The following is a 19,568-nucleotide window of genomic DNA, read 5'->3' as shown; positions in this document are numbered from 1 at the left end:
ATCATAGTTTTTTACAATATTGTCATTTCTAATAAAAAACAACAGAAGTCTTCGCGTAAATTTACTTAATCAGCAAAATCGTTGTGTAATTTGATATATAATCAAGAAAATACAATAGTAATTACATCGCGATAATTCAATCCTAATAAACTATTTGCAGAACCTACTTTTGATGGATTGCTTCTAAAAATGGCTATTTCGAGAAATCCTGCTTCATTAAAAATAGCTAGTTTTTCGCCCTCATAGGTTTTAATAGGATATTTGTCTGAAGTTGCAATATCTGAATAATTGGGCAGTATTGTTTTGATGCTTTTTGGTTTCATGACGATCTCGTATGGGCGTCCTCGTGAAACTTCTAAAAATTGTTTTTTAGAGATATTGGTAACGACATTTCCAAAATGATCGATATAAATAACATATCCTTTAAGCGTATTTCCATCTGCAGAAACAATCGCCTGTAATTCGGTTACTTCCTTAACAGCAGGGATTTCCTTGCCAATAACGTTTAGTAATCCGCCTTTTGCTATGTGGCAGGCAACTTGTATAAAAACATCTAAATCAGTATATTCCGTTGGGAAACGATCGTGAATATTAATAGCTACAATTTTCTGCGGAACGATTTTTTGCGTAAGCATGCTTAAAATTCCATTATCTGCACAGATAAAGAAATGATCGTTCCATTGCATGGCTATATGCTGGTTTTCTTTGTTGCGTTCAATATCAACACCAATCAAGTGAACGGTGCCTTTTGGAAAGCTTAAATAGGATGCTCCAATTATATAACTTGCTTCGGCAGTGTTAAATGGATCAATATCGTGCGATATGTCAATGATTTTTGCCTCAGAAAGCTCTGAAAGTATTTTACCCTTCAGCGAACCAACAAAGTGGTCTTTTAAGCCGTAATCAGTAGTAAGGGTAATTATTGACATCATTTTGTTTATAACTATTGGTAGTATTTAAATCTAATTTTCATTAAATTTGAGAAATGCAAATCTAAGAATAGTAAAAACAAATTGAAAGAAAGAAAAGACAAATTGTAATAAAATATATAGAGTCTCAATTTTCAGTTTCAGTTTTCAGTCTTTTAACAAAAAGTTATTTTAATTGGTATTTAAAAGTACAGATGCTGCTGAAAACCATAACATAAAAAAATACCCGACAGCAATAGATTTACAAAACAAATTTATTTTTAATTTAAATTTATCTCCTTTGAACGAAAGAATTATCGAGCTAATAGACATCGCTCCAAAAGACTTTTGGGGCGCGCAGGATTCTCATCTTGAAATTATTAAAAAGTATTACCCAAAGCTTAAAATCGTAGCGCGAGGGACCACTTTGAAAGCCTTTGGCGAAAAAGAAGTTTTAGATGAATTCGAAAAGAGATTTCAGAGGCTTATGCTTCATTTTACCAGATACAACAACATTGATGATAATGTAATTGAACGCGTAATTATGAGTGATGGTCAGGATGAAAAAAAAGCATACGATCATGACAAAATATTAGTTCACGGAGTTGGCGGTAAAATAATCAAAGCCATGACGCCAAATCAGCAATTGCTGGTGGATACGATCAAAAAAAATGATATGGTTTTTGCCATTGGTCCAGCTGGAACAGGTAAAACATATACGGGTGTTGCAATGGCGGTAAAAGCGCTTAAAGACAAAGAAGTAAAAAGGATAATTTTGACTCGTCCAGCGGTAGAAGCAGGTGAAAATCTTGGTTTTTTACCCGGCGATATGAAAGAAAAACTGGATCCTTACATGCAGCCGCTTTACGATGCTTTGCGCGATATGTTACCCAATGAAAAACTCGAAGATTACATTTTAAAAGGAATTATTCAGATTGCGCCTTTAGCTTTTATGCGCGGACGAACGCTTGATAATGCCTTTGTAATTTTAGACGAGGCGCAGAATACGACGCACTCACAAATGAAGATGTTTTTGACCCGTATGGGAAAAAACGCTAAGTTTATGATTACGGGAGATCCTGGGCAGGTCGATTTACCGCGACGCACTATTTCGGGTCTTAAAGAAGCGATTTTGGTTCTGAAAGATATTGACGGAATTGGAATTATTTATCTGGATGATAAAGATATCGTTCGTCACAGATTAGTGAAAAAGGTGATCGACGCTTACAAGCAAATAGAAAATCACGATTAAGTTTAATTTTTGCGAAATGTTAAATGTAAATCGTAAAGTGTGTTTTAACATTTATTGATATTCGTTTTGTACTTATTTCTTTTTGAAAGGTGCAAAACGAATGTTTTTTTTGAATCATTGACAAATTAAAAAAAAATGTATCAGTTTGTAAAAAATGGAAAGTAAAATTATTTTAATTCTAGGCTTGTTGTTTTTTTCCTTTAAGTTTTATGCTCAAAAAAGGGAAAATAATAGCTCGAAAAAAAACAAAAATAAATTGACAGGTAAAGAGATTGTTTTAGAATTAGATAAATTAAATTTTTTCAATTTAACTGAAAAGAAAGAACTGAAATTAACCAAAGAAGATTTTGAAAAATCTTATGATGAGTTGAGTTTTTTTGAAGGTTATATGAAAGACGATTTAAGTTTTACAGATAATAGATTTTACTTTATTGATTCTGAAACATTATTTGAAGGTGGAGGTTTAACAGGATATTTAGAAACTATAAAACCTTTATTTGATAAACTGAATCTAAAGCTTTCTTTCTCGGACGAAATTAATAATCAAACAAAAGAACATTGGACGTACAAAATAAAGCTTAATGGAAAAGAGTACACTGCTTTTGATAACGATTTTGGTGATTATGACTGGGGAATTGCATATTTAAATTTTATTGAAATGTTAAATGACCAATTAAAATTGCAAAATAGTAATGAACAATTTTATCCTATAAGTTCTGGTAATGACGGGCGAATAGTCTTATTAACTAAAGAACAATTTGATTTTATTACATTAAATTACCCAAATAATAATGAGCGTCCTACAACTATAGATAATTGGAAAAAAGAGCTTGAATTTAAAAAATGAAACAACTTGACGATTTCTACCTAAACCAAGAAGAACCCATAAAAGGGACATTTCTTGCATTAAAAGAAATCATCTTAAAACAAGACAAAGACATTACGCACGTTTTAAAATACGGAATGCCTTTTTTCTGCTATAAAGGAAAAATGTTCTGCTATTTATGGAGGCATAAAAAGAATAAGCAACCCTACATAGGAATTGTAGAAGGAAAACATTTTGATGAACCTTTTTTGCTTCAGGAAAAAAGATCAAGAATGAAAATTATGATGCTTAATTCTGATGAAGATTTGCCTTTGGAACAAATTAAAGTTATTATAGAAAAAGCAATAAATTTATATAAATCAGGAATTGTAAAAGTTTAAAATTTATAAAATGGAATCGAAAATAGTTGGGCAACTTAAGCCTTTAGAGTATGATTTAGATTTTTATGAAAGTGAGCCATTTCCAATATTATATTTTAATAATCAAAAATTAAAAATTGGATTTGTAGAAGCAAAACATCAACCATATTTATTTGAAGCAGATAAAGTATTAGAAAATTTCTTAAAATTAGATTCAAGGGACAAAATTGAAAATTCGCAGCTAGTTTTCAATTATTATGATGAAACTTTAAAATGGGGGTATACCAAATCACTCGACATTAAAACTGTAGATGAAGTTTGGAATTTTGTATATCCATCTGAAATAATTATTGATTGGGATGAAAAAGGTGATTTCTATCTTTGTGTTTGTTGTGAATGTGAATGGGAGCAAGAACATGGGCTTCAGTTGGTTTTTAAAGACGGGATAACTCTTACAAGAGCAAGTGGAAATGATGGATATTACACGGATTAAAGGTATTTTATAAGTAAAAAAATAAAAAGGTCATCATTTGATTAAATAGTTAAATATATAATAAACTTGCATTATTTTAGGGTTTTATGAATGATAATCTTTGTTCTTGTGGGCTTAAAGCCGTAAATTTGCACATCATAAATATTTGATTATTAATATGACAAATCTTAAAAATATAAAAGTTGTAGTAAGTGATTTAGATGGAACTTTACTCAATCCTCAACACCGAATTTCAGATTATACAAAATCAATTTTTCAAGAACTTCACAATCAAAATTATCTTATTGTAGTGGCTACAGGGCGTCATCATCTTGATGCAATGGCAATTATCGAAACTCTTGAAGTTCCTGTTTATTTAGTAAGTTCAAATGGAGCTAGAATTCATTCGCCGGAAAAGGAAGAACTTTTTGCTTTTGATTTAGAAAGCGATATAGTTAAAGCAGCCTTAAATGTTGAAATCGACCCTGAAATCACCGTAGTTTTATTCAAAGAAAATGTTTGGCAGACCAATAGAGTAAATGAAAGGTTAAATGCTTTTCAGGCTGAATTGAAATATCGTCCTGAATTGGTTGATTACAAAACTCTTGAAGATTTTAGCGCGATCAAAATTTTCTTTTCATGTGACAATCACGAAAAATTAGTAGCATTAAAAGATGCTGTTTTGGCTAATTCTTCAGATAATCTTCATCATGCCTTTAGTTTGCCAACTTGTTTAGAGTTTATGGATAAATCTGTAGACAAAGCTGTTGCAATCGAAAAAGTTCTAGAAAAAGAAGGCTTTACTTTAGATCAGGCAGTTGCATTTGGTGATGGTTTTAACGACGTACAAATGTTGGCAGCAGCCGGAAAAGGATTAATTATGGGCAACGCTCCAGCTTTATTAAAAGAGACGTTGCCTAATTTAGAAGTGATAACATCAAATGCTGAAGATGGTGTGGCGAAATATATTGCTTCAAAAATATTGAATAAAGAATTTGCAGTAAACGAAGCATAATTATTAAAATAGATATACAAGGTTTAGGATTTTGAATTTTAGACTTTTGATAAAAATAAGATCCTTGAAGGTAATTCTTCAAGGATTTTATTGTTAAATGGATATTATGTAGAAGATTTTGCAAGGAAATTACAAAAATGTTTTTTTAGTAATTTTCAACGTGTATTTTTGTTTTCTCATAAAAACTAATACCATGACAAAAAACATTTTTATTGCTGCCTTTCTAATTTTTTCAGTAAAAGGATATAACCAAACATTGAAATTAGAGGAAATAATGAAGGGCGAATCTTTTATAGGAAATCAACCCACAAACGGACGCTGGTCTTTAGATAGCAAAAAAGTTTATTTTGATTGGAATCCAACTAATGATTTAGGCGCAAGTACTTATTCCTGGCAAAAAGGCGCTGCAAAGCCTGTTTTGGTTGAACCAAAGGAAGCTGCTTTTTCTAAACTTGATTTTAAAAGAAAACCGGGATCAGATTTAGTTTATTATTTAGATAGCGGAAGATTGTTTTCGTACTCTATTGCTTCAAAAACAACAAAAAAAATCTATCAGCAAAGTACACCAATTTCAAATCTTGAATTAGGCAGCGAATCTGGAATAGTATTTTTTGAGCAAAATGATAATATTTTTAAATACAATGCAAAAGAGGGAAGTGTTTTGCAAATTACTAATTTTAGTAAAGGCGAGAAAAAAAGTAAAACACCTGAGAAAGATTCTTTCTTAAAAACACAACAGAAAGAATTATTTCAGTTTATTAGAGATGCTGAAGCAAAAAAACAGTGGAATCTAGCCAAAAGTAAGGCTGTTAAATCTGATTTTGCTAAAGAATATTTTTATGGAAAGGATAATTTTTACAATCTAAAAGCGAATCCAAACGGGAATTTTGCAACGTTTTGTTTAGTAGAAGAAGCAGATGTTAAAAAAGAAAAAATGGAAGTTTTTATAACTAGTGACGGTTATAATCAATCACCTGAGACAAAGGAAAAAGTGTCTACGGCAAATTTGGTTAAAACAAAATTCGGAATTTATTCTGTTGCTAAGGATTCTGTTTATTTTGTCGATTTTTCAAAATTGAGTCATATTCAAGATGTTCCTAAATATTATGAATCGTACGATAACTTGAAAAGCAAGGCAAAAGAGGATAAGTTAATTGTGGCTCAGGCTCCAGTTTACAACGAAAACGGTTCAATTGGAATTGTTGAAATCAGAAGCCAAGATAACAAAGATAGATGGCTGGTGAGTTTAAATCTTGAGAATGGAACATTTAAAGAAATTGAGCATCAGCATGACGAAGCTTGGATTGCAGGACCAGGAATACCATCTTATTCTTTTGATTCTGGAATTTTAGGTTTCTTAGCAGATAATGAAACGCTGTATTTCCAATCTGAAGTAACAGGATATTCACATTTATACACTTATAATTTTAAATCGAATAAAAAAACACAGCTTACAAGCGGCAATTGGGAAGTTCGCGATGTGACACTGTCTAACGATAAAAAAACATTTTATTTAACAACCAATACCACACATCCAGGAAACAGGAATTATTATAAACTAGCTGCTTCTGGCGGTGCTTTAGAGCCTGTTTTAACTAAAGATGGAGCGCATGAAGTAGTAGTTTCGCCAGATGAAAAAGCGCTGCTAGTACGTTATTCATATAAAAATATTCCATGGGATTTATACATCGCTGATAACAAAAAAAATACTTCACTGCAACAGATTACTTCTTCGGTTTCTGAAAGTTTCAAAAATTATAAATGGAGAGAGCCTGAAGTCGTAACTTTTAAAGCACAAGACGGAACTCCTGTATACGCTAGATTATATACGCCAAAAACGGAAACTTCGAATAAAGCTGCGGTTATTTTTGTTCATGGTGCAGGATATTTGCAAAATGCTCATAATTATTGGAGTAATTATTATAGAGAGTATATGTTTCATAATATGCTGACTGATTTAGGTTATACCGTTCTAGATATTGATTATAGAGGAAGTGATGGTTATGGAAGGGATTTTAGAACTGGAATTTATCGTTTTATGGGCGGAAAAGATTTGACCGATCAATTGGATGGTAAAAAATATTTGGTTGAGAAGTACGGAATTGATGCGGATAGAGTTGGTATTTATGGCGGGTCTTATGGAGGTTTTATTACTTTAATGGGAATGCTTACTACTCCTGGCGAATTTGCTTCAGGAGCAGCTTTACGTTCGGTTACAGATTGGGCACATTACAATCACGGATATACGGGTAATATTTTGAATTTCCCAGAAACAGATCCAGTTGCTTACAAAAAAAGCTCTCCTATTTATTTTGCAGATAATTTAAAAGGAAACTTAGTGATGCTTCACGGAATGGTTGATGATAATGTAGAGTACAAAGATATTGTTCGTTTGTCACAACGTTTTATAGAGTTAGAGAAAAAGAATTGGACATTAGCCTCTTTCCCTGTTGAAGCACACGGATTTAAGGAAACTTATTCTTGGATAGATGAGTACAGCAGAATTCTGAATTTATTCAATTCGACTTTGCTGAAGAAATAAGTGTTAGCGATGTAGCTTTATAATTTAAGGTTTACACGGAGATTAAAGAAAAAAAGAATCTGAATAGATCTTTTTTCTTTTAAATAGTTTTAAATTTGCATTCATAAAAAACAACACAACTTAGGATAATGAGTAATACAATCACAACTACAAATTTTAATTTTCCGAATCAAAAGTCAGTTTACCGCGGAAAAGTTAGAGAAGTTTATAATATCAACGACGAGCTTTTGGTAATGGTCGCAACAGATAGACTTTCGGCTTTTGATGTGGTTTTGCCAAAAGGGATTCCGTACAAAGGACAAATTTTGAATCAAATTGCAACAAAATTTATGGAGCTTACAGCTGATATTGTTCCAAATTGGTTAATTGCGACTCCAGATCCAAATGTTGCTGTTGGATATTTATGTGAACCTTTTAAAGTTGAAATGGTTATTCGTGGTTATGTTTCTGGTCATGCTGCACGTGAATATGCTGCAGGAAGAAGACAAATTTGCGGTGTAACAATGACCGAAGGTTTGAAAGAAAATGACAAATTTCCTGAGCCAATTATTACGCCAACTACAAAAGCTGATAACGGTTCACATGATGAAGATATTTCTCGTGAGGATATTTTATCTAAAGGAATTGTTTCTGAAGAAGACTATTTGGTTTTAGAAAAATATACACGAGCGTTGTTTCAAAGAGGAACCGAAATTGCGGCTTCTCGCGGTTTGATTTTAGTAGATACAAAATACGAATTCGGAAAAACAAAAGACGGAGTTATTGTTTTAATTGATGAAATTCATACACCAGATTCTTCTCGTTATTTTTATGCTGATGGATATCAGGAAAGACAAGATAAAGGAGAGGAGCAAAAACAATTGTCTAAAGAGTTTGTTCGCCGCTGGTTGATTGAAAATGGTTTTCAAGGACAAGAAGGACAACAAATTCCTGATATGACAGAGGCTTATATTGAATCAGTTTCTGAAAGATATATCGAATTATACGAAAATATTTTGGGAGAAAAATTTGTTAAAGCTGATATCGACAATATTGATCAGCGTATTAATAAAAATATATTAGATTATCTAAGTAATAAATAATAAGTCAAAGGTTTTTAATTTATTTTTAAACCAGGCTTCTCAAACTAAAAATGCCTTGCAGATTTATGATCGCAAGGCATTTTTTATATTTTAAAAGACTATTTTCTACGAAATTAAATTTAGATCTTATTTTTGTTCCATTTGATCTTTTAAATTTTCAAGACCTTTTTGCAAATCGTTTCCAATCATTTGATCCATTTTCATCATTGGCAGCATTATATTCATAGGAAAAGGAATAACACCATTGACTCCCCATTTTACTTTAGTTTGATTTCCGCCCAAACTTTCGGTTGACATGAAACCATTGGCGGTGTCATCCATTGGCTCTTTAAAACGAAGTGCAAAATCAAGACGTGAGTTAGGAATAATTTTGGTTATTTCCTGTTCTCCAACACCAACTTCTTTAACTTTACTTTCCCATGCTGAAATTGCACCAACAGTTCCATCAACACCTTTAAAAGTTGATTTCATTTTTGGGTCAATGTTTGCCCAGACACTAAATTGATTTTGATTTTTTAGATATTTTACATAATTAAAAACGGTATCAACAGGTTTGTTGATCGTAATTTCTCTTTCGACCGCATAATTTTTTGGCATGAAGTAAGCTGCAATTAATACAATAGAAAAAACTAAAATTAAGATAACCAGAATTTTTTTGATAAGTCCCATAATCTTTGGTTTAGATAGTTAATTACTTTTTTGAAAATTAGTTAAATAATAAGCATTAATGATTGTAAAGTTATAAAAGTAAAACGCTGTATTTTAACACGTTTAATTTTTTTTGAAGATTTTTTTTATAAAATTTCATTTTTAGTGTAACATTTTTGTAATCTCTGCGTCTATATAAGTGTAGGCAAATAAGTTTAATAACAATTAGATTAAATTTATAAGCCTTTCATTAACTGAATGTTAGTAATTTGTTAAAACATATTACCTTGTAATACATAATACATAAAATTACTTACATTTACATAGAATTTAAAAATCATCAATATCAATCAATTAACAATCAATCATTATGAAAAATTCAATCATTTATTTAGGAGTTGCTTTAGTAGCGTTTGCCAATGTTTCAATGGCATCAAATCAAACATCATTTGTGAAACCACAAATGGAAATTACAAAGATTTTCTCTTCGCCATTAAATGTGGCAGTTAGTAAAGGAGATCTTGCATTTGTAAAAAAACTTATTGAGTACGGAGCAGATGTAAACGAAATGTCTGAAGATTTATCACCTTTAATGACAGCAGCACGCTATAACAAAGCTGAAATTATGAAAGTTTTAATAGCAAATGGAGCTCGCATAAACGAAAAAAATGAAAAAGGTTATACAGCATTAAAATATGCTGAATTATCAAATGCGACAGATGCTATCGCTATTTTGAAAGAAGCAAAATAAACATTTGTTCTAAAAGTTTAAAGAGTTTGAGTTAGTAAATGAAACGATCTTCCTGAGCAGAAGGTCGTTTTTTTTGTACCTAGAAATCAAAAAAGCATCATTAAAAATGATGCTTTTTCTTTTTGAACGTATTTAATTAACCACTAATTAATTTTAAAATCTTTATTCGATAGGCGCATGTTTTCTGCGATTAAAAATCCAGAATAAGATAGGGAAGACCAACAGCGTTAGAATTGTTGCTGTAACTAATCCTCCAATAATTACAATCGCAAGAGGTTTTTGAGATTCAGATCCAATTCCAGTTGAGATTGCAGCTGGCATTAAACCAATTGACGCCATTAATGCAGTCATAATTACCGCTCTTGTTCGCGCTTTTACGCCTCTAAAAATCGATTCTTCGAGCGAGAATTTTGCCTTGATATTGTGATGAAATTCAGATATTAAGATTACTCCATTCTGAATACAAATTCCGAGTAAAGCGATAAATCCAACTCCGGCAGAAATTCCGAAATTCATACCTGTAAGATGCAAAGCAATAATTCCTCCAATTACGGCAAAGGGAACATTTGCCAATACAAGCAGTGAGTCTTTTAGATTTCCAAACAAAATAAACAGCAGTACAAATATTCCAATTAAACTTATTGGTACAACTTGCGCTAAACGTGCACTTGCACGAACTTGATTTTCAAATTCGCCAGTCCAGCCAGTTGTATAACCAGTTGGCATTTTTACTTCGGCTACTTTCTTTTGTGCTTCTGCAATTGTACTTCCTAAATCTCGATCTCTCACAGAAAATTTAACTCCTATAAAACGTTTTGTATTATCTCTATAGATAAAAGCAGGTCCTGTAATCGTTTTAATGTCGCAGATTTCTTTCAATGGAATTTTTACACCGTTTATAGTTGGAACTTTTAATTCGGCTAAATCTTCTTCGTCTTTTCGATACTCTTTAGAAAAACGTACTCGAACATCAAATTTCTTCTCATCTTCATATTTTTCTGTTGCCGTTTTTCCTCCAAAAGCTAATTCTAGTACAGCTTGAGCATCACTTAAAGTTACGCCATATGCTGCCATTTTTTCGCGATCTAAAACGACGCTTATTTCTGGCTGACCTACATTTCGCAGAATTCCAACATCTTTGATTCCTGGAATGTCTTTAATTTTTGCTAAAACCTGATTAGAAAGCTCGTCAAGTTTATCTAAATCATCTCCATAAATTTTCACCGCATTCGAAGCTTTAAAACCAGCGACAGATTCTGCTACGTTGTCAATAACAGGCTGCGAATAGTTATAGGTAATTCCTTGGTGAACTTTTAGTTTCTCGTCCATTTCATTAATTAAATCATCCATTGTAATTTTTCGCTTCCATTCGGCTTTTGGTTTTAAATCAACTTGTAGCTGAATAAATCCAAAACCATTAGGATCTGTTCCGTCATTGCTTCGACCTGTTTGCGAAAGTACTTTTTTAACTTCAGGAAAAGTTTCTAGATCTTTTCTTATCATTGCAGCAGTTTTTACACTTTCTGGCAATGATGTGCTCATTGGTAATTCTGCCGTTACCCATAAGGCGCCCTCGTTTAATTGAGGTAAAAATTCAGTTCCTAAAAAAGTAGCTGAAAAAAATGTAGCAGCAATAATTCCTATTGATAGAACTAATGTTTTTACTTTGTGTTTAAATGTCCATGCAAATCCTTTACCTACAATTCTATCCCAAAAGTTCACAAACGGATTATTCTTTTCTTTTACATTTTTGTTCAGTAAAATATGAGATAAAACTGGAACTAAAGTCAGCGTGAAAAGTAATGCACCCATTAAAGCAAAACCTAATGTATAGGCTAGGGGAGAGAACATTTTTCCTTCTACTTTCTGGAAAGAGAATATTGGAAGTAAAGCTGTAATAATTATTAATTTAGAGAAAAAGATGGCTTTACCCATTTCAGTTCCCGTTTTCTTAATAATGCTTCCTTTGGCAATTTTATTATACGCAGTCATTCCTAATTGATGCGCACGGTGGTCTAACACTACAAACAATCCTTCAACCATTACCACCGCACCATCAATAATTATCCCAAAGTCAACCGCTCCCAAACTCAGCAGGTTGGCACTCATTCCCATCATTTTTAGACATAAAAAGGCAAACAATAAGGAAAGCGGAATTACAATTGAAACCGTAAAAGTTGTTCGCCAATCGGCCATAAAAAGAAATACAACACAAGTAACAAGTATGATTCCTTCAAATAAATTATGCATTACCGTTTCGGTAGTGAAATTCATTAAATTATCACGATCATAGAAAGTTTCTATCTTTATATCTTTAGGAAGTACATTTTCATTTAAATCCTTTATTTTGTCTTTAATTAAGGCTAATGTTTCTTGTGCATTTTCGCCTTTTCGCATTACAATAATACCTTCAACAGCATCATCATTTTTGCCTATACCGGTTTGACCAACTCTAGGCATCGCACTTTCGTAAACAGATGCTACATTTTTTACCAAAATAGGATTTCCTCCGGCGTCGTCGACAATTATGTTTTCGATATCAGAAATAGATTTTAGTAAACCAACTCCTCTAACAACAAATGCCTGTCCGTTTTTTTCAATAATGTCTCCTCCAACATTCAAGTTTCCTGCATTTACAGCATTGTAAACTTGAAGTGGTGTAATGTTGTATTTTGCCAGTTTTATAGGATCAACACCAACTTCATACGTTTTATCTTGACCTCCAAAAACATTTAAATCGGCAACACCTGGAACTGCACGCAATTGTTTATCAATTATCCAGTTTTGGTAGGTTAGTAATTCACGGCTGTCTCTGCTGTCGCTTTTTACAATATATCTAAAAATTTCTCCAGTTGGTCCATACGGAGGTTGAACATCTGGCTCAACATCATCAGGAAGTTTTACATTTTTAAGCAGATTGTTTACTTGAAAACGAGCAAAAGTATCATCTACACCATCATCAAAAATAATTTTGATAACAGATAAACCAAACATTGTAATACTTCGTACACTAGTCTTTTTTTGAACCGAGTTCATCGAAATTTCGATAGGCGAAGTCACAAAACGTTCAACTTCTTCGGCGCTTTTTCCATTCCATTGAGTGATGATTATGATCTGCGTATTGGTTACATCAGGAAAAGCATCAATTGGCATATTTTTGAAGGAAATAAATCCTGCAACGGCCAGTACTCCAACCCAAAAAAAGGTAAATGCTTTGTTCTTAAGAGAGAAAGCAATAATGTTTCTTATGAATTTGTTCATGTCTTAATCGTTTAATGCGCGATAAATAAATAACTGATTATTAGTAATGACCTTTTCATTTTCCTTTAAACCGCTTGAGATGTAAGTTGTATCGCCTACGACTCTAAAAACTTCAACTTGTCTGGTTTCAATATTATGACGATCTTTAAATATCATAACAAAGTTTTTACTTTTGTCAAAAACAATGGCATCACTAGGAATTGCTATCATTGATTTATCCTCATTAAAAGATAATTTTATGTTTGCATTCATATCAGGTTTTAGTAAAAAACCCGGATTTTGAAGTTTTATTCTTGCCTGCATCGCCTTAGTTTGCGGATCAATTACATTGAATATTTTATCTACTTTACCTTTAAAGATTTTATCAGGATAACTTAAAGTTGTTACACTCGCGTCGATACCTAATTTTACTTTATTAATATCGATCTCGTTAATGTTTGCCATTGCCCAAACTTCACTGATTTCTGCAATGTCAAAAATGTTTTCAGAGCGGTCAGATCTTAAAAGCATATCTTGATTAATGCTTTTTTGAATAATAAACCCACTAATTGGAGCAGTTACTTCGTAAATTGAACCTGCTTTTATATTATAGATTTTATAAGTTTCTTGAATTTTACTTAGTTGCGATTGTGCTTTGTTAACTTCTGATTTTGCTTGAAGTACGTCACTTTCAGAATTTAACTTTCCGTCAAATAATTCCTGTGCCACCTTTAGATTGTTTTTAGCGACTAATAAATCACTTTTAGCATCTATAGATTGCTTTTCAAAATCAGCTACATCAGTACTTTTTATAATAGCCAAAACTTGTCCTTTATGTACATAGTCACCAAGCTCTACATTAACTTTGATTACATTACCGCCAACAAGAGGGTAAACATCTATCATTTTATTATTGTCGGCCGTAATTTTTCCATAAAAGCTTAATTCATTTTTTACAATTTGAGTCGTTGCAGTTGCGGTGCTTGTGGTTTTAAGCATGCTGTCGCTTAGAGCAAATGAAGAATTAGTTTGAGGATTTTCTACTTCCTTTTTGCAGCTTGTCAGAGATAAACTAACAATTGCAATTCCTATAATTAGTGTATGTTTCATTATTATTTAGTTTTAGAATAAATCCTTGTTAATTGTACTGTTTAATTCTTCTCCAGATAAGGCTAGTTTTTTCTTTAGTTCGTTAACTTGAAGATTTGCTTGATTGTAGCTTTCCATAAAATCCGTAAATTCTAATAAGCTGATATTTCTTTTTTGAAAATTGGATAAAATTCCGTTGTAAACTGCTTCAAAATCGGAGTTAACAGTTGGTTTAATTACAGTATAATTTTTTCTGGATTCATTCCATTTACTCCAAGCCGATGTAATTTCAGTTTGCAGTTGCAGATCAAAATTTTGCTTTTCTACTTTTGACTGCGCCAGAATGGTTTGCGCGTATTTAATGTTTCCTTTGTTTTTGTTCCAAAGCGGGAGCGGAATTCCAATTGATAGATTTGCTTCTTTTTCAAAAGCGCCGCTTCGTTGATCATAGTTTGCACCTAAAGTGATGTCAGGAATAGAAAGTGATTTTTGCCATTTGACATTTAATTCATTTGCTTCAATTTCTTTTTGCTGAGCTAAATAATCAGGACGATTTGCAATTGCTTCATCTTGAAAAGATTTTAAATCAAATGGTATTGTTTTTAAGTATTTGTTAAAATCATCTTTTGAAACATTTGGAATAATAGTTTCAGTTTCGTTTAATAGCAATTTTAAGTTCGCTTGCTCTTCAATACTATTATTTACAACTTCCATTCTCTCATTCTTAAAGTTTAAATAAAGTGATTGTAAACGAACAAGATCTTTTAATGCAATATTTCCTTTTTGTACTTGTACAGAATATGAATTGATTAAGTCTTCAATATGCGCAAGCTGATTATCTGTCGTTTCAAGGCTTTTTGTGTTGTAGTAAACCGTGTAAAAACTTTTACGCAGCTGCAGCTTTAATGTTCGAAGCAAATCGTTGAATTGGAGTTCTGCTAATTGTTCATTAGTTTTTGCCAGTTTTACTTCGTTGCGTTTTTTTCCGCCCAAGTAAATCAACTGTTCTATACCAAATGCTTTTTGACCATCTTTTCCTATATCAAAATACTGATTCCTTTCAGGATTATAAGCATTTAATTCCGCAGTAATAGTTGGGTTGTCCCAAATTTTTGCCTGAATGGTCAGTGCTTTCGAGGCATCGATATTGTATTGAGATGCCAATAAAAAAAGGTTCTTTGTAAGAAATTGGCTTTCACAGTCTTGAAGAGTAACTGTTTTCTGAGCCACAATTACTTGATTGAAGAATGCAAGTAACAGCAATGCATATAGTTTTTTCATTGTATCAAATTTATTTTATACAAATATGCTATCAGTAGACTTTAAGACACCTTAAAATCTACCTTAAAAATACCTTAAAATAAATTATTAATGAAAAATTAATTGAAATAAATTTATGTTTTCGTCTGTAACACTGTAAGTTATGCTTGATTGGTGCAAGTTTAAGATACGGTTTACAATGCGTAAACCAAGTCCGAATCCTGTTGTTCCTTTTGAATTTTCCCCGCGCATAAAAGGTTGAAAAAGATTTTTCTGCTCATTCTCAGTCAGCGTTTTTCCAGTGTTTGAAATCGAAATAACTAGAGAATCGCCTATCGTTCTTATTTTTACTTTTGCCTGTTTGTTATCCGAATAAACACAGGCATTTTTTAAAACATTGCTTATTGCAATTTCTAAAAGGTTTTTATTTCCCTTAATTTCCAATGCAGAATCTAAGTTTTCGCTTTCTTCCATTTCAAAAATAATAACAAAGTCAGGAAAGCTTTTGTTTAGATTTTCAATTGCCGAAAACAAAATTTCATCTAAACGATGAGTTTCATTATTTTCCTGATTTTTGGTATCAATTTTAGAAAGAGTAAGTAATGAAGTAATTAACTCTGTCAGTTGATTTACATCTGATAAAATTGTTTTTAAGAAGCTTTTATTTTCAGGAGTTGTTTTAGGATCTGCAACTACATTTTCTATTTGAGATGTAATTCTAGATAATGGCGTTCTAAGTTCATGTGATGCGTGCGCAGTAAACTCTTTTTGTTTTTGATAAGAAATTTCAATTCGATCCATCATGAAATTAAATTCATTGGCAATTAAATCAATTTCATTTTTATTACTTTTTGATTTTATGCGAGTATCGAGATTGTTCTCGTTGATGTTTTTTATTTTTTGATGAAATAAACCTAACGGATTCATTGCTTTTTTAACCATAAAAGAGGTTAATACCCAGCAAAGACAAGTAAAGAAGATATAAGACACAACTAAGGTATATCGTAAAAAAAGCAATTTTCGTTTACCGTAATCATCTGTTGCTGATATTAGAGCGTAAAAATCTTTATCTTTAGTATCATAGAAAACACCGTATACTTCGTAGTCTCCTTGTTGTTTAAAGAAGGTTTTATGCTTTTTAAGATATTTTAAATCATCAACAGACCAATTAATTTTAGCGTCATCAATACTGCTGTAAATGAGTTTAAATTGTGAATCAAATACCAGTGTTTTTTCGTCATACAGTTTATTTATAGAATTTTGATCGATCATTTTTAAAAGTTGATCATCAACTTCTTTAACATTAACCAATAACTTAATGTTTGAAAGCGCTTTTATTTCTAATCGATCTCTAAATTCTTCTTTTCTAAAATTAGAATATAAAACAAATATCACAGTTGAAGCCAATCCAAAAAGGATTGTAAACAGCAAGCTTACTAAAAGTGATATTCTGTTTTTTAAAGTCATTCTTGATTGCTTAAATAGTATCCGTAACCAATTTTAGTTCGTATAAGTTTTACTTCATGATCCTTATCGATTTTCTTACGCAGAAAATTGATATAAACTTCAATCGTGTTTTGATTCGTTTCTATATGATAATCCCATAATTTTTCGGCAATAAACTGCTTTGATAATACTTTACCTTTAGCATGAGCTAGAATTAGAATCAGATTAAATTCTTTGGGAGTCAGTTTAATTTCTTCTCCAGCGCGAAAAACTTTCATTTCATCTTCTTGAATTTCTAGATCTTCAATAAGAATTTTTTGTTCTGTTTGCTGCGGAATTTCTTTTCGTCTTAACAAAGAGGAAATTCTCGCATACAATTCTTCAAAATGAAAAGGTTTTACCAGATAATCATCAGCACCATTGTCAAAAGAAGCTAATTTATCTTCAATTTCACTAAATGCCGTAAGCATTATTATTGGTGTTTTTTTATCAACCTCACGAATACCTTTGCAAACCTCAATTCCATTTGTTCCTGGAACATTTATATCAAGAATGATTAAATCATATTCATAAGGAAAGTATTTTTTAAGAAGTAAAGTTCCGTCATAGAATGGAAAACACTCGATTTTTTTTGTGGCGAAAAATGCTGAAATTTCTTTAGATAAAGTAAAATCGTCTTCGAGTAGTAAAATTTTCATGATGTTTTTTAAGTATTAGTCAATTTGGCTGCTCTTAAAACAGCCAAATTGACATTTTGTAGACTCTCTTATTTAAAATAAGAAAAAGTTTCATTGTTTTCAATCTTCAATATTGAAGCGTAAATCAGCTGAATTACATTTTCTACATCTTCTCTGTGCACCATTTCTACAGTTGTATGCATATAACGTAAAGGCAGCGAGATTAATGCAGATGCTACACCGCCATTACTGTATGCAAATGCATCAGTATCCGTTCCTGTAGCTCTTGAAGTTGCATGACGTTGAAAAGGAATTTTACATTCCTCAGCCGTATCAACAATTAAGTCACGCAATTTATTTTGAACTGCTGGAGCGTAAGCAATAACAGGACCTTTACCCATTTTTAGATCTCCCTCAACTTTTTTGTCAATCATTGGAGTAGTAGTATCATGGCAAACATCAGTTACAATTGCAACATTGGGTTTAATAGTTTGAGCAATCATTTCAGCTCCGCGTAAACCAATTTCTTCCTGAACAGAATTTACAATATACAATCCAAAAGGAAGTGTTTTTTGTTTTCATGCAATAAACGAGCAACTTCGGCAATCATAAAGCCGCCCATTCTATTATCGATTGCTCTGCAAACAAATTTGTTTTCATTTAGAACCATAAATTCATCAGGATACGTTATTACGCAGCCAACATGAACGCCCATCGCTTCGACTTCTTCTTTTGTCTCACAGCCTAAGTCAATAAAAATGTTGCTTAATTTTGGAATTTCTTCCTTGTCTCGTAAACGTGTATGAATTGCCGGCCAGCCAAAAACACCCTTTACAATTCCTTTTTTAGTATGAATATTAACTCTTTTCGATGGCGCAATTTGATGATCAGAACCACCATTTCTAATTACATATAATAAACCATCATCAGTAATATAATTTACATACCATGAAATTTCATCAGCATGTCCTTCAATAACAACTTTAAAAGGAGCATCAGGGTTAATAACTCCAACTGCTGTGCCATATGTATCAGTTATAAAAGTGTCAACATATGGTTTTAAATAATTCATCCAAAGTTTTTGTCCTTCACTTTCGTAACCCGTCGGAGAAGCATTATTTAGATAACTTTCTAAGAAAGAAAGAGAGGTATCATTTAAGATAGATTTTGTACTCATAAAAATATTTTTGCGCTAATTTATAAATTTGGTATTAGAGTTGTGTATAAATATATAATTTTACATTTAAATTAAGACTCCATGAGATTTACCTGCAGTATTTTATTTTTATTTATGATTTCGTTTTCCAGTATTGCACAAGTTACTCCGAAAGAAAATCAAGAAATGGGTTATATATTAACCGAGAAAGATTCTATTCTTAACGATACAATACAACTACCTGAAATTATTGTTTCAAAAGGTCAAAAATTAAGTCCCGAAGAGCAAAAGCAATTTCAGATTCTTCAGAATAGAGTTTATAAAGTTTACCCTTATGCAAAATTAGCATCAGATAGACTAACTGCATTAAATAAAGGTATGTCTCGTTTAAATAGCAATCGCGAAAAGAAAAAGTATTTTAAGATTGTTGAGGACTATCTTAATAATGAATTTGAAGACAGGTTAAAGAAGTTATCCAGAAAGCAAGGTCAGATTCTTGTAAAATTGATTCATCGCCAAACTGGGATAACAACCTATGAGCTGATAAAGACATTAAAAAGTGGTTTCAAAGCATTTGTGTCAAATACAACTGCGAATTTATTTGATATAAGCTTGAAAACCGAGTATAAGCCATATGAAGTAAATGAAGACTATCTAATAGAAACAATTCTGGTTCGTGCTTTTGAATCTGGACGTTTGCTGAATCAAGCACCGGCTAATCCTGTAAATTATGATCATTTGATGGAGCATTGGGAAGCCAAAGCAAAAGCAGTCAATGAAAACTAATACTATTATATATAGTAATCACAACCCGGCAGGTTTTCGAAACCTGCCGGGTTTGTTTT

At 31.9% G+C, this 19,568-nt stretch carries 16 protein-coding genes and 1 pseudogene; 9 read left to right on the top strand and 8 right to left on the bottom strand.

Features of this window, described 5'->3' with window-relative positions:
- Positions 1-101: 101 nt before the first annotated feature.
- Positions 102-929: an S-adenosyl-l-methionine hydroxide adenosyltransferase family protein gene (locus BOW55_RS11970; RefSeq protein WP_129024307.1), complete on the bottom strand. Its 828-nt coding sequence runs from the start codon at positions 927-929 to the stop codon at positions 102-104.
- A 280-nt stretch (positions 930-1,209) separates the two neighbouring features.
- Here BOW55_RS11970 and BOW55_RS11965 point away from each other — a divergent pair, with 280 nt between their 5' ends.
- The 7 genes from BOW55_RS11965 to BOW55_RS11935 all read left to right on the top strand — a co-directional run bounded on the left by BOW55_RS11965 (position 1,210) and on the right by BOW55_RS11935 (position 8,456).
- A complete protein-coding gene (locus BOW55_RS11965; protein ID WP_089055972.1) occupies positions 1,210-2,160 on the top strand; it encodes a PhoH family protein in 951 nt (316 codons plus the stop codon).
- 256 nt (positions 2,161-2,416) lie between these two features.
- Entirely contained in the window at positions 2,417-3,007 is a 591-nt protein-coding gene (locus BOW55_RS11960) for a hypothetical protein (RefSeq protein ID WP_164975028.1), read from the top strand.
- A complete protein-coding gene (locus tag BOW55_RS11955) occupies positions 3,004-3,366 on the top strand; it encodes a DUF1801 domain-containing protein (RefSeq protein ID WP_129024305.1) in 363 nt (120 codons plus the stop codon). Before BOW55_RS11960 ends, BOW55_RS11955 begins: the two co-directional genes overlap by 4 nt.
- Before the next feature lie 10 nt (positions 3,367-3,376).
- Entirely contained in the window at positions 3,377-3,838 is a 462-nt protein-coding gene (locus BOW55_RS11950) for a hypothetical protein (RefSeq protein WP_129024304.1), read from the top strand.
- Positions 3,839-3,995: 157 nt separating this feature from the next.
- Positions 3,996-4,832 carry a Cof-type HAD-IIB family hydrolase gene (locus tag BOW55_RS11945; RefSeq protein WP_129024303.1) on the top strand — a complete coding sequence of 279 codons (837 nt, stop codon included), beginning with the start codon at positions 3,996-3,998 and terminating at the stop codon, positions 4,830-4,832.
- Between the two features lie 193 nt (positions 4,833-5,025).
- Positions 5,026-7,374 carry a prolyl oligopeptidase family serine peptidase gene (locus BOW55_RS11940; protein WP_129024302.1) on the top strand — a complete coding sequence of 783 codons (2,349 nt, stop codon included), beginning with the start codon at positions 5,026-5,028 and terminating at the stop codon, positions 7,372-7,374.
- 128 nt (positions 7,375-7,502) lie between these two features.
- Positions 7,503-8,456 carry a phosphoribosylaminoimidazolesuccinocarboxamide synthase gene (locus BOW55_RS11935; protein ID WP_129024301.1) on the top strand — a complete coding sequence of 318 codons (954 nt, stop codon included), beginning with the start codon at positions 7,503-7,505 and terminating at the stop codon, positions 8,454-8,456.
- A gap of 126 nt (positions 8,457-8,582) precedes the next feature.
- On the opposite strand, the gene BOW55_RS11930 is transcribed toward BOW55_RS11935, so the two are convergent.
- Positions 8,583-9,125 (bottom strand): SRPBCC family protein, encoded by a 543-nt coding sequence (locus BOW55_RS11930; RefSeq protein ID WP_129024300.1) that lies wholly within the window; start codon positions 9,123-9,125, stop codon positions 8,583-8,585.
- A gap of 349 nt (positions 9,126-9,474) precedes the next feature.
- Between BOW55_RS11930 and BOW55_RS11925 the strand changes: the two genes are divergently transcribed.
- The gene (locus tag BOW55_RS11925) at positions 9,475-9,855 is read left to right on the top strand and encodes an ankyrin repeat domain-containing protein (RefSeq protein ID WP_129024299.1); all 381 of its coding nucleotides are present in this window, start codon (positions 9,475-9,477) and stop codon (positions 9,853-9,855) included.
- A gap of 162 nt (positions 9,856-10,017) precedes the next feature.
- Here the strand turns inward: BOW55_RS11925 and BOW55_RS11920 are convergent, their stop codons facing one another.
- The 6 genes and pseudogenes from BOW55_RS11920 to BOW55_RS11895 all read right to left on the bottom strand — a co-directional run bounded on the left by BOW55_RS11920 (position 10,018) and on the right by BOW55_RS11895 (position 18,744).
- Positions 10,018-13,116, bottom strand: coding sequence for an efflux RND transporter permease subunit (locus BOW55_RS11920; RefSeq protein WP_129024298.1), 3,099 nt, complete (start codon positions 13,114-13,116; stop codon positions 10,018-10,020).
- Positions 13,117-13,119: 3 nt separating this feature from the next.
- Positions 13,120-14,205 (bottom strand): efflux RND transporter periplasmic adaptor subunit, encoded by a 1,086-nt coding sequence (locus BOW55_RS11915; protein ID WP_089055981.1) that lies wholly within the window; start codon positions 14,203-14,205, stop codon positions 13,120-13,122.
- A 12-nt stretch (positions 14,206-14,217) separates the two neighbouring features.
- Entirely contained in the window at positions 14,218-15,465 is a 1,248-nt protein-coding gene (locus BOW55_RS11910) for a TolC family protein (RefSeq protein WP_129024297.1), read from the bottom strand.
- Positions 15,466-15,552: 87 nt separating this feature from the next.
- Positions 15,553-16,911, bottom strand: coding sequence for a HAMP domain-containing sensor histidine kinase (locus BOW55_RS11905; protein WP_129024296.1), 1,359 nt, complete (start codon positions 16,909-16,911; stop codon positions 15,553-15,555).
- Positions 16,908-17,588: a response regulator transcription factor gene (locus BOW55_RS11900; protein ID WP_089055984.1), complete on the bottom strand. Its 681-nt coding sequence runs from the start codon at positions 17,586-17,588 to the stop codon at positions 16,908-16,910. The genes BOW55_RS11905 and BOW55_RS11900 overlap by 4 nt, the downstream gene beginning before the upstream one ends.
- Positions 17,589-17,656: 68 nt before the next feature.
- A pseudogene (locus tag BOW55_RS11895) lies at positions 17,657-18,744 on the bottom strand (M42 family metallopeptidase).
- An 81-nt stretch (positions 18,745-18,825) separates the two neighbouring features.
- Between BOW55_RS11895 and BOW55_RS11890 the strand changes: the two are divergent.
- The gene (locus tag BOW55_RS11890) at positions 18,826-19,509 is read left to right on the top strand and encodes a DUF4294 domain-containing protein (RefSeq protein WP_129024295.1); all 684 of its coding nucleotides are present in this window, start codon (positions 18,826-18,828) and stop codon (positions 19,507-19,509) included.
- Positions 19,510-19,568 lie beyond the last annotated feature (59 nt).

The sequence above is a fragment of the Flavobacterium sp. YO12 genome, assembly GCF_004119495.1.
Taxonomy (GTDB): domain Bacteria; phylum Bacteroidota; class Bacteroidia; order Flavobacteriales; family Flavobacteriaceae; genus Flavobacterium.
The sequence above is the reverse complement of the archived record's forward strand: the minus strand, read 5'-3'. Positions and strand labels throughout refer to the sequence as shown.

Bases quoted from the DNA above. Each gene is read 5' to 3' on its own strand.
- BOW55_RS11915 (WP_089055981.1), bottom strand. From the start codon at position 14,205: ATGAAACATACACTAATTATAGGAATTGCAATTGTTAGTTTATCTCTG.
- BOW55_RS11970 (WP_129024307.1), bottom strand. From the start codon at position 929: ATGTCAATAATTACCCTTACTACTGATTACGGCTTAAAAGACCACTTT.
- BOW55_RS11940 (WP_129024302.1), top strand. From the start codon at position 5,026: ATGACAAAAAACATTTTTATTGCTGCCTTTCTAATTTTTTCAGTAAAA.
- BOW55_RS11905 (WP_129024296.1), bottom strand. From the start codon at position 16,911: ATGACTTTAAAAAACAGAATATCACTTTTAGTAAGCTTGCTGTTTACA.
- BOW55_RS11900 (WP_089055984.1), bottom strand. From the start codon at position 17,588: ATGAAAATTTTACTACTCGAAGACGATTTTACTTTATCTAAAGAAATT.
- BOW55_RS11925 (WP_129024299.1), top strand. From the start codon at position 9,475: ATGAAAAATTCAATCATTTATTTAGGAGTTGCTTTAGTAGCGTTTGCC.
- BOW55_RS11950 (WP_129024304.1), top strand. From the start codon at position 3,377: ATGGAATCGAAAATAGTTGGGCAACTTAAGCCTTTAGAGTATGATTTA.
- BOW55_RS11930 (WP_129024300.1), bottom strand. From the start codon at position 9,125: ATGGGACTTATCAAAAAAATTCTGGTTATCTTAATTTTAGTTTTTTCT.
- BOW55_RS11945 (WP_129024303.1), top strand. From the start codon at position 3,996: ATGACAAATCTTAAAAATATAAAAGTTGTAGTAAGTGATTTAGATGGA.
- BOW55_RS11920 (WP_129024298.1), bottom strand. From the start codon at position 13,116: ATGAACAAATTCATAAGAAACATTATTGCTTTCTCTCTTAAGAACAAA.
- BOW55_RS11935 (WP_129024301.1), top strand. From the start codon at position 7,503: ATGAGTAATACAATCACAACTACAAATTTTAATTTTCCGAATCAAAAG.
- BOW55_RS11955 (WP_129024305.1), top strand. From the start codon at position 3,004: ATGAAACAACTTGACGATTTCTACCTAAACCAAGAAGAACCCATAAAA.
- BOW55_RS11910 (WP_129024297.1), bottom strand. From the start codon at position 15,465: ATGAAAAAACTATATGCATTGCTGTTACTTGCATTCTTCAATCAAGTA.
- BOW55_RS11890 (WP_129024295.1), top strand. From the start codon at position 18,826: ATGAGATTTACCTGCAGTATTTTATTTTTATTTATGATTTCGTTTTCC.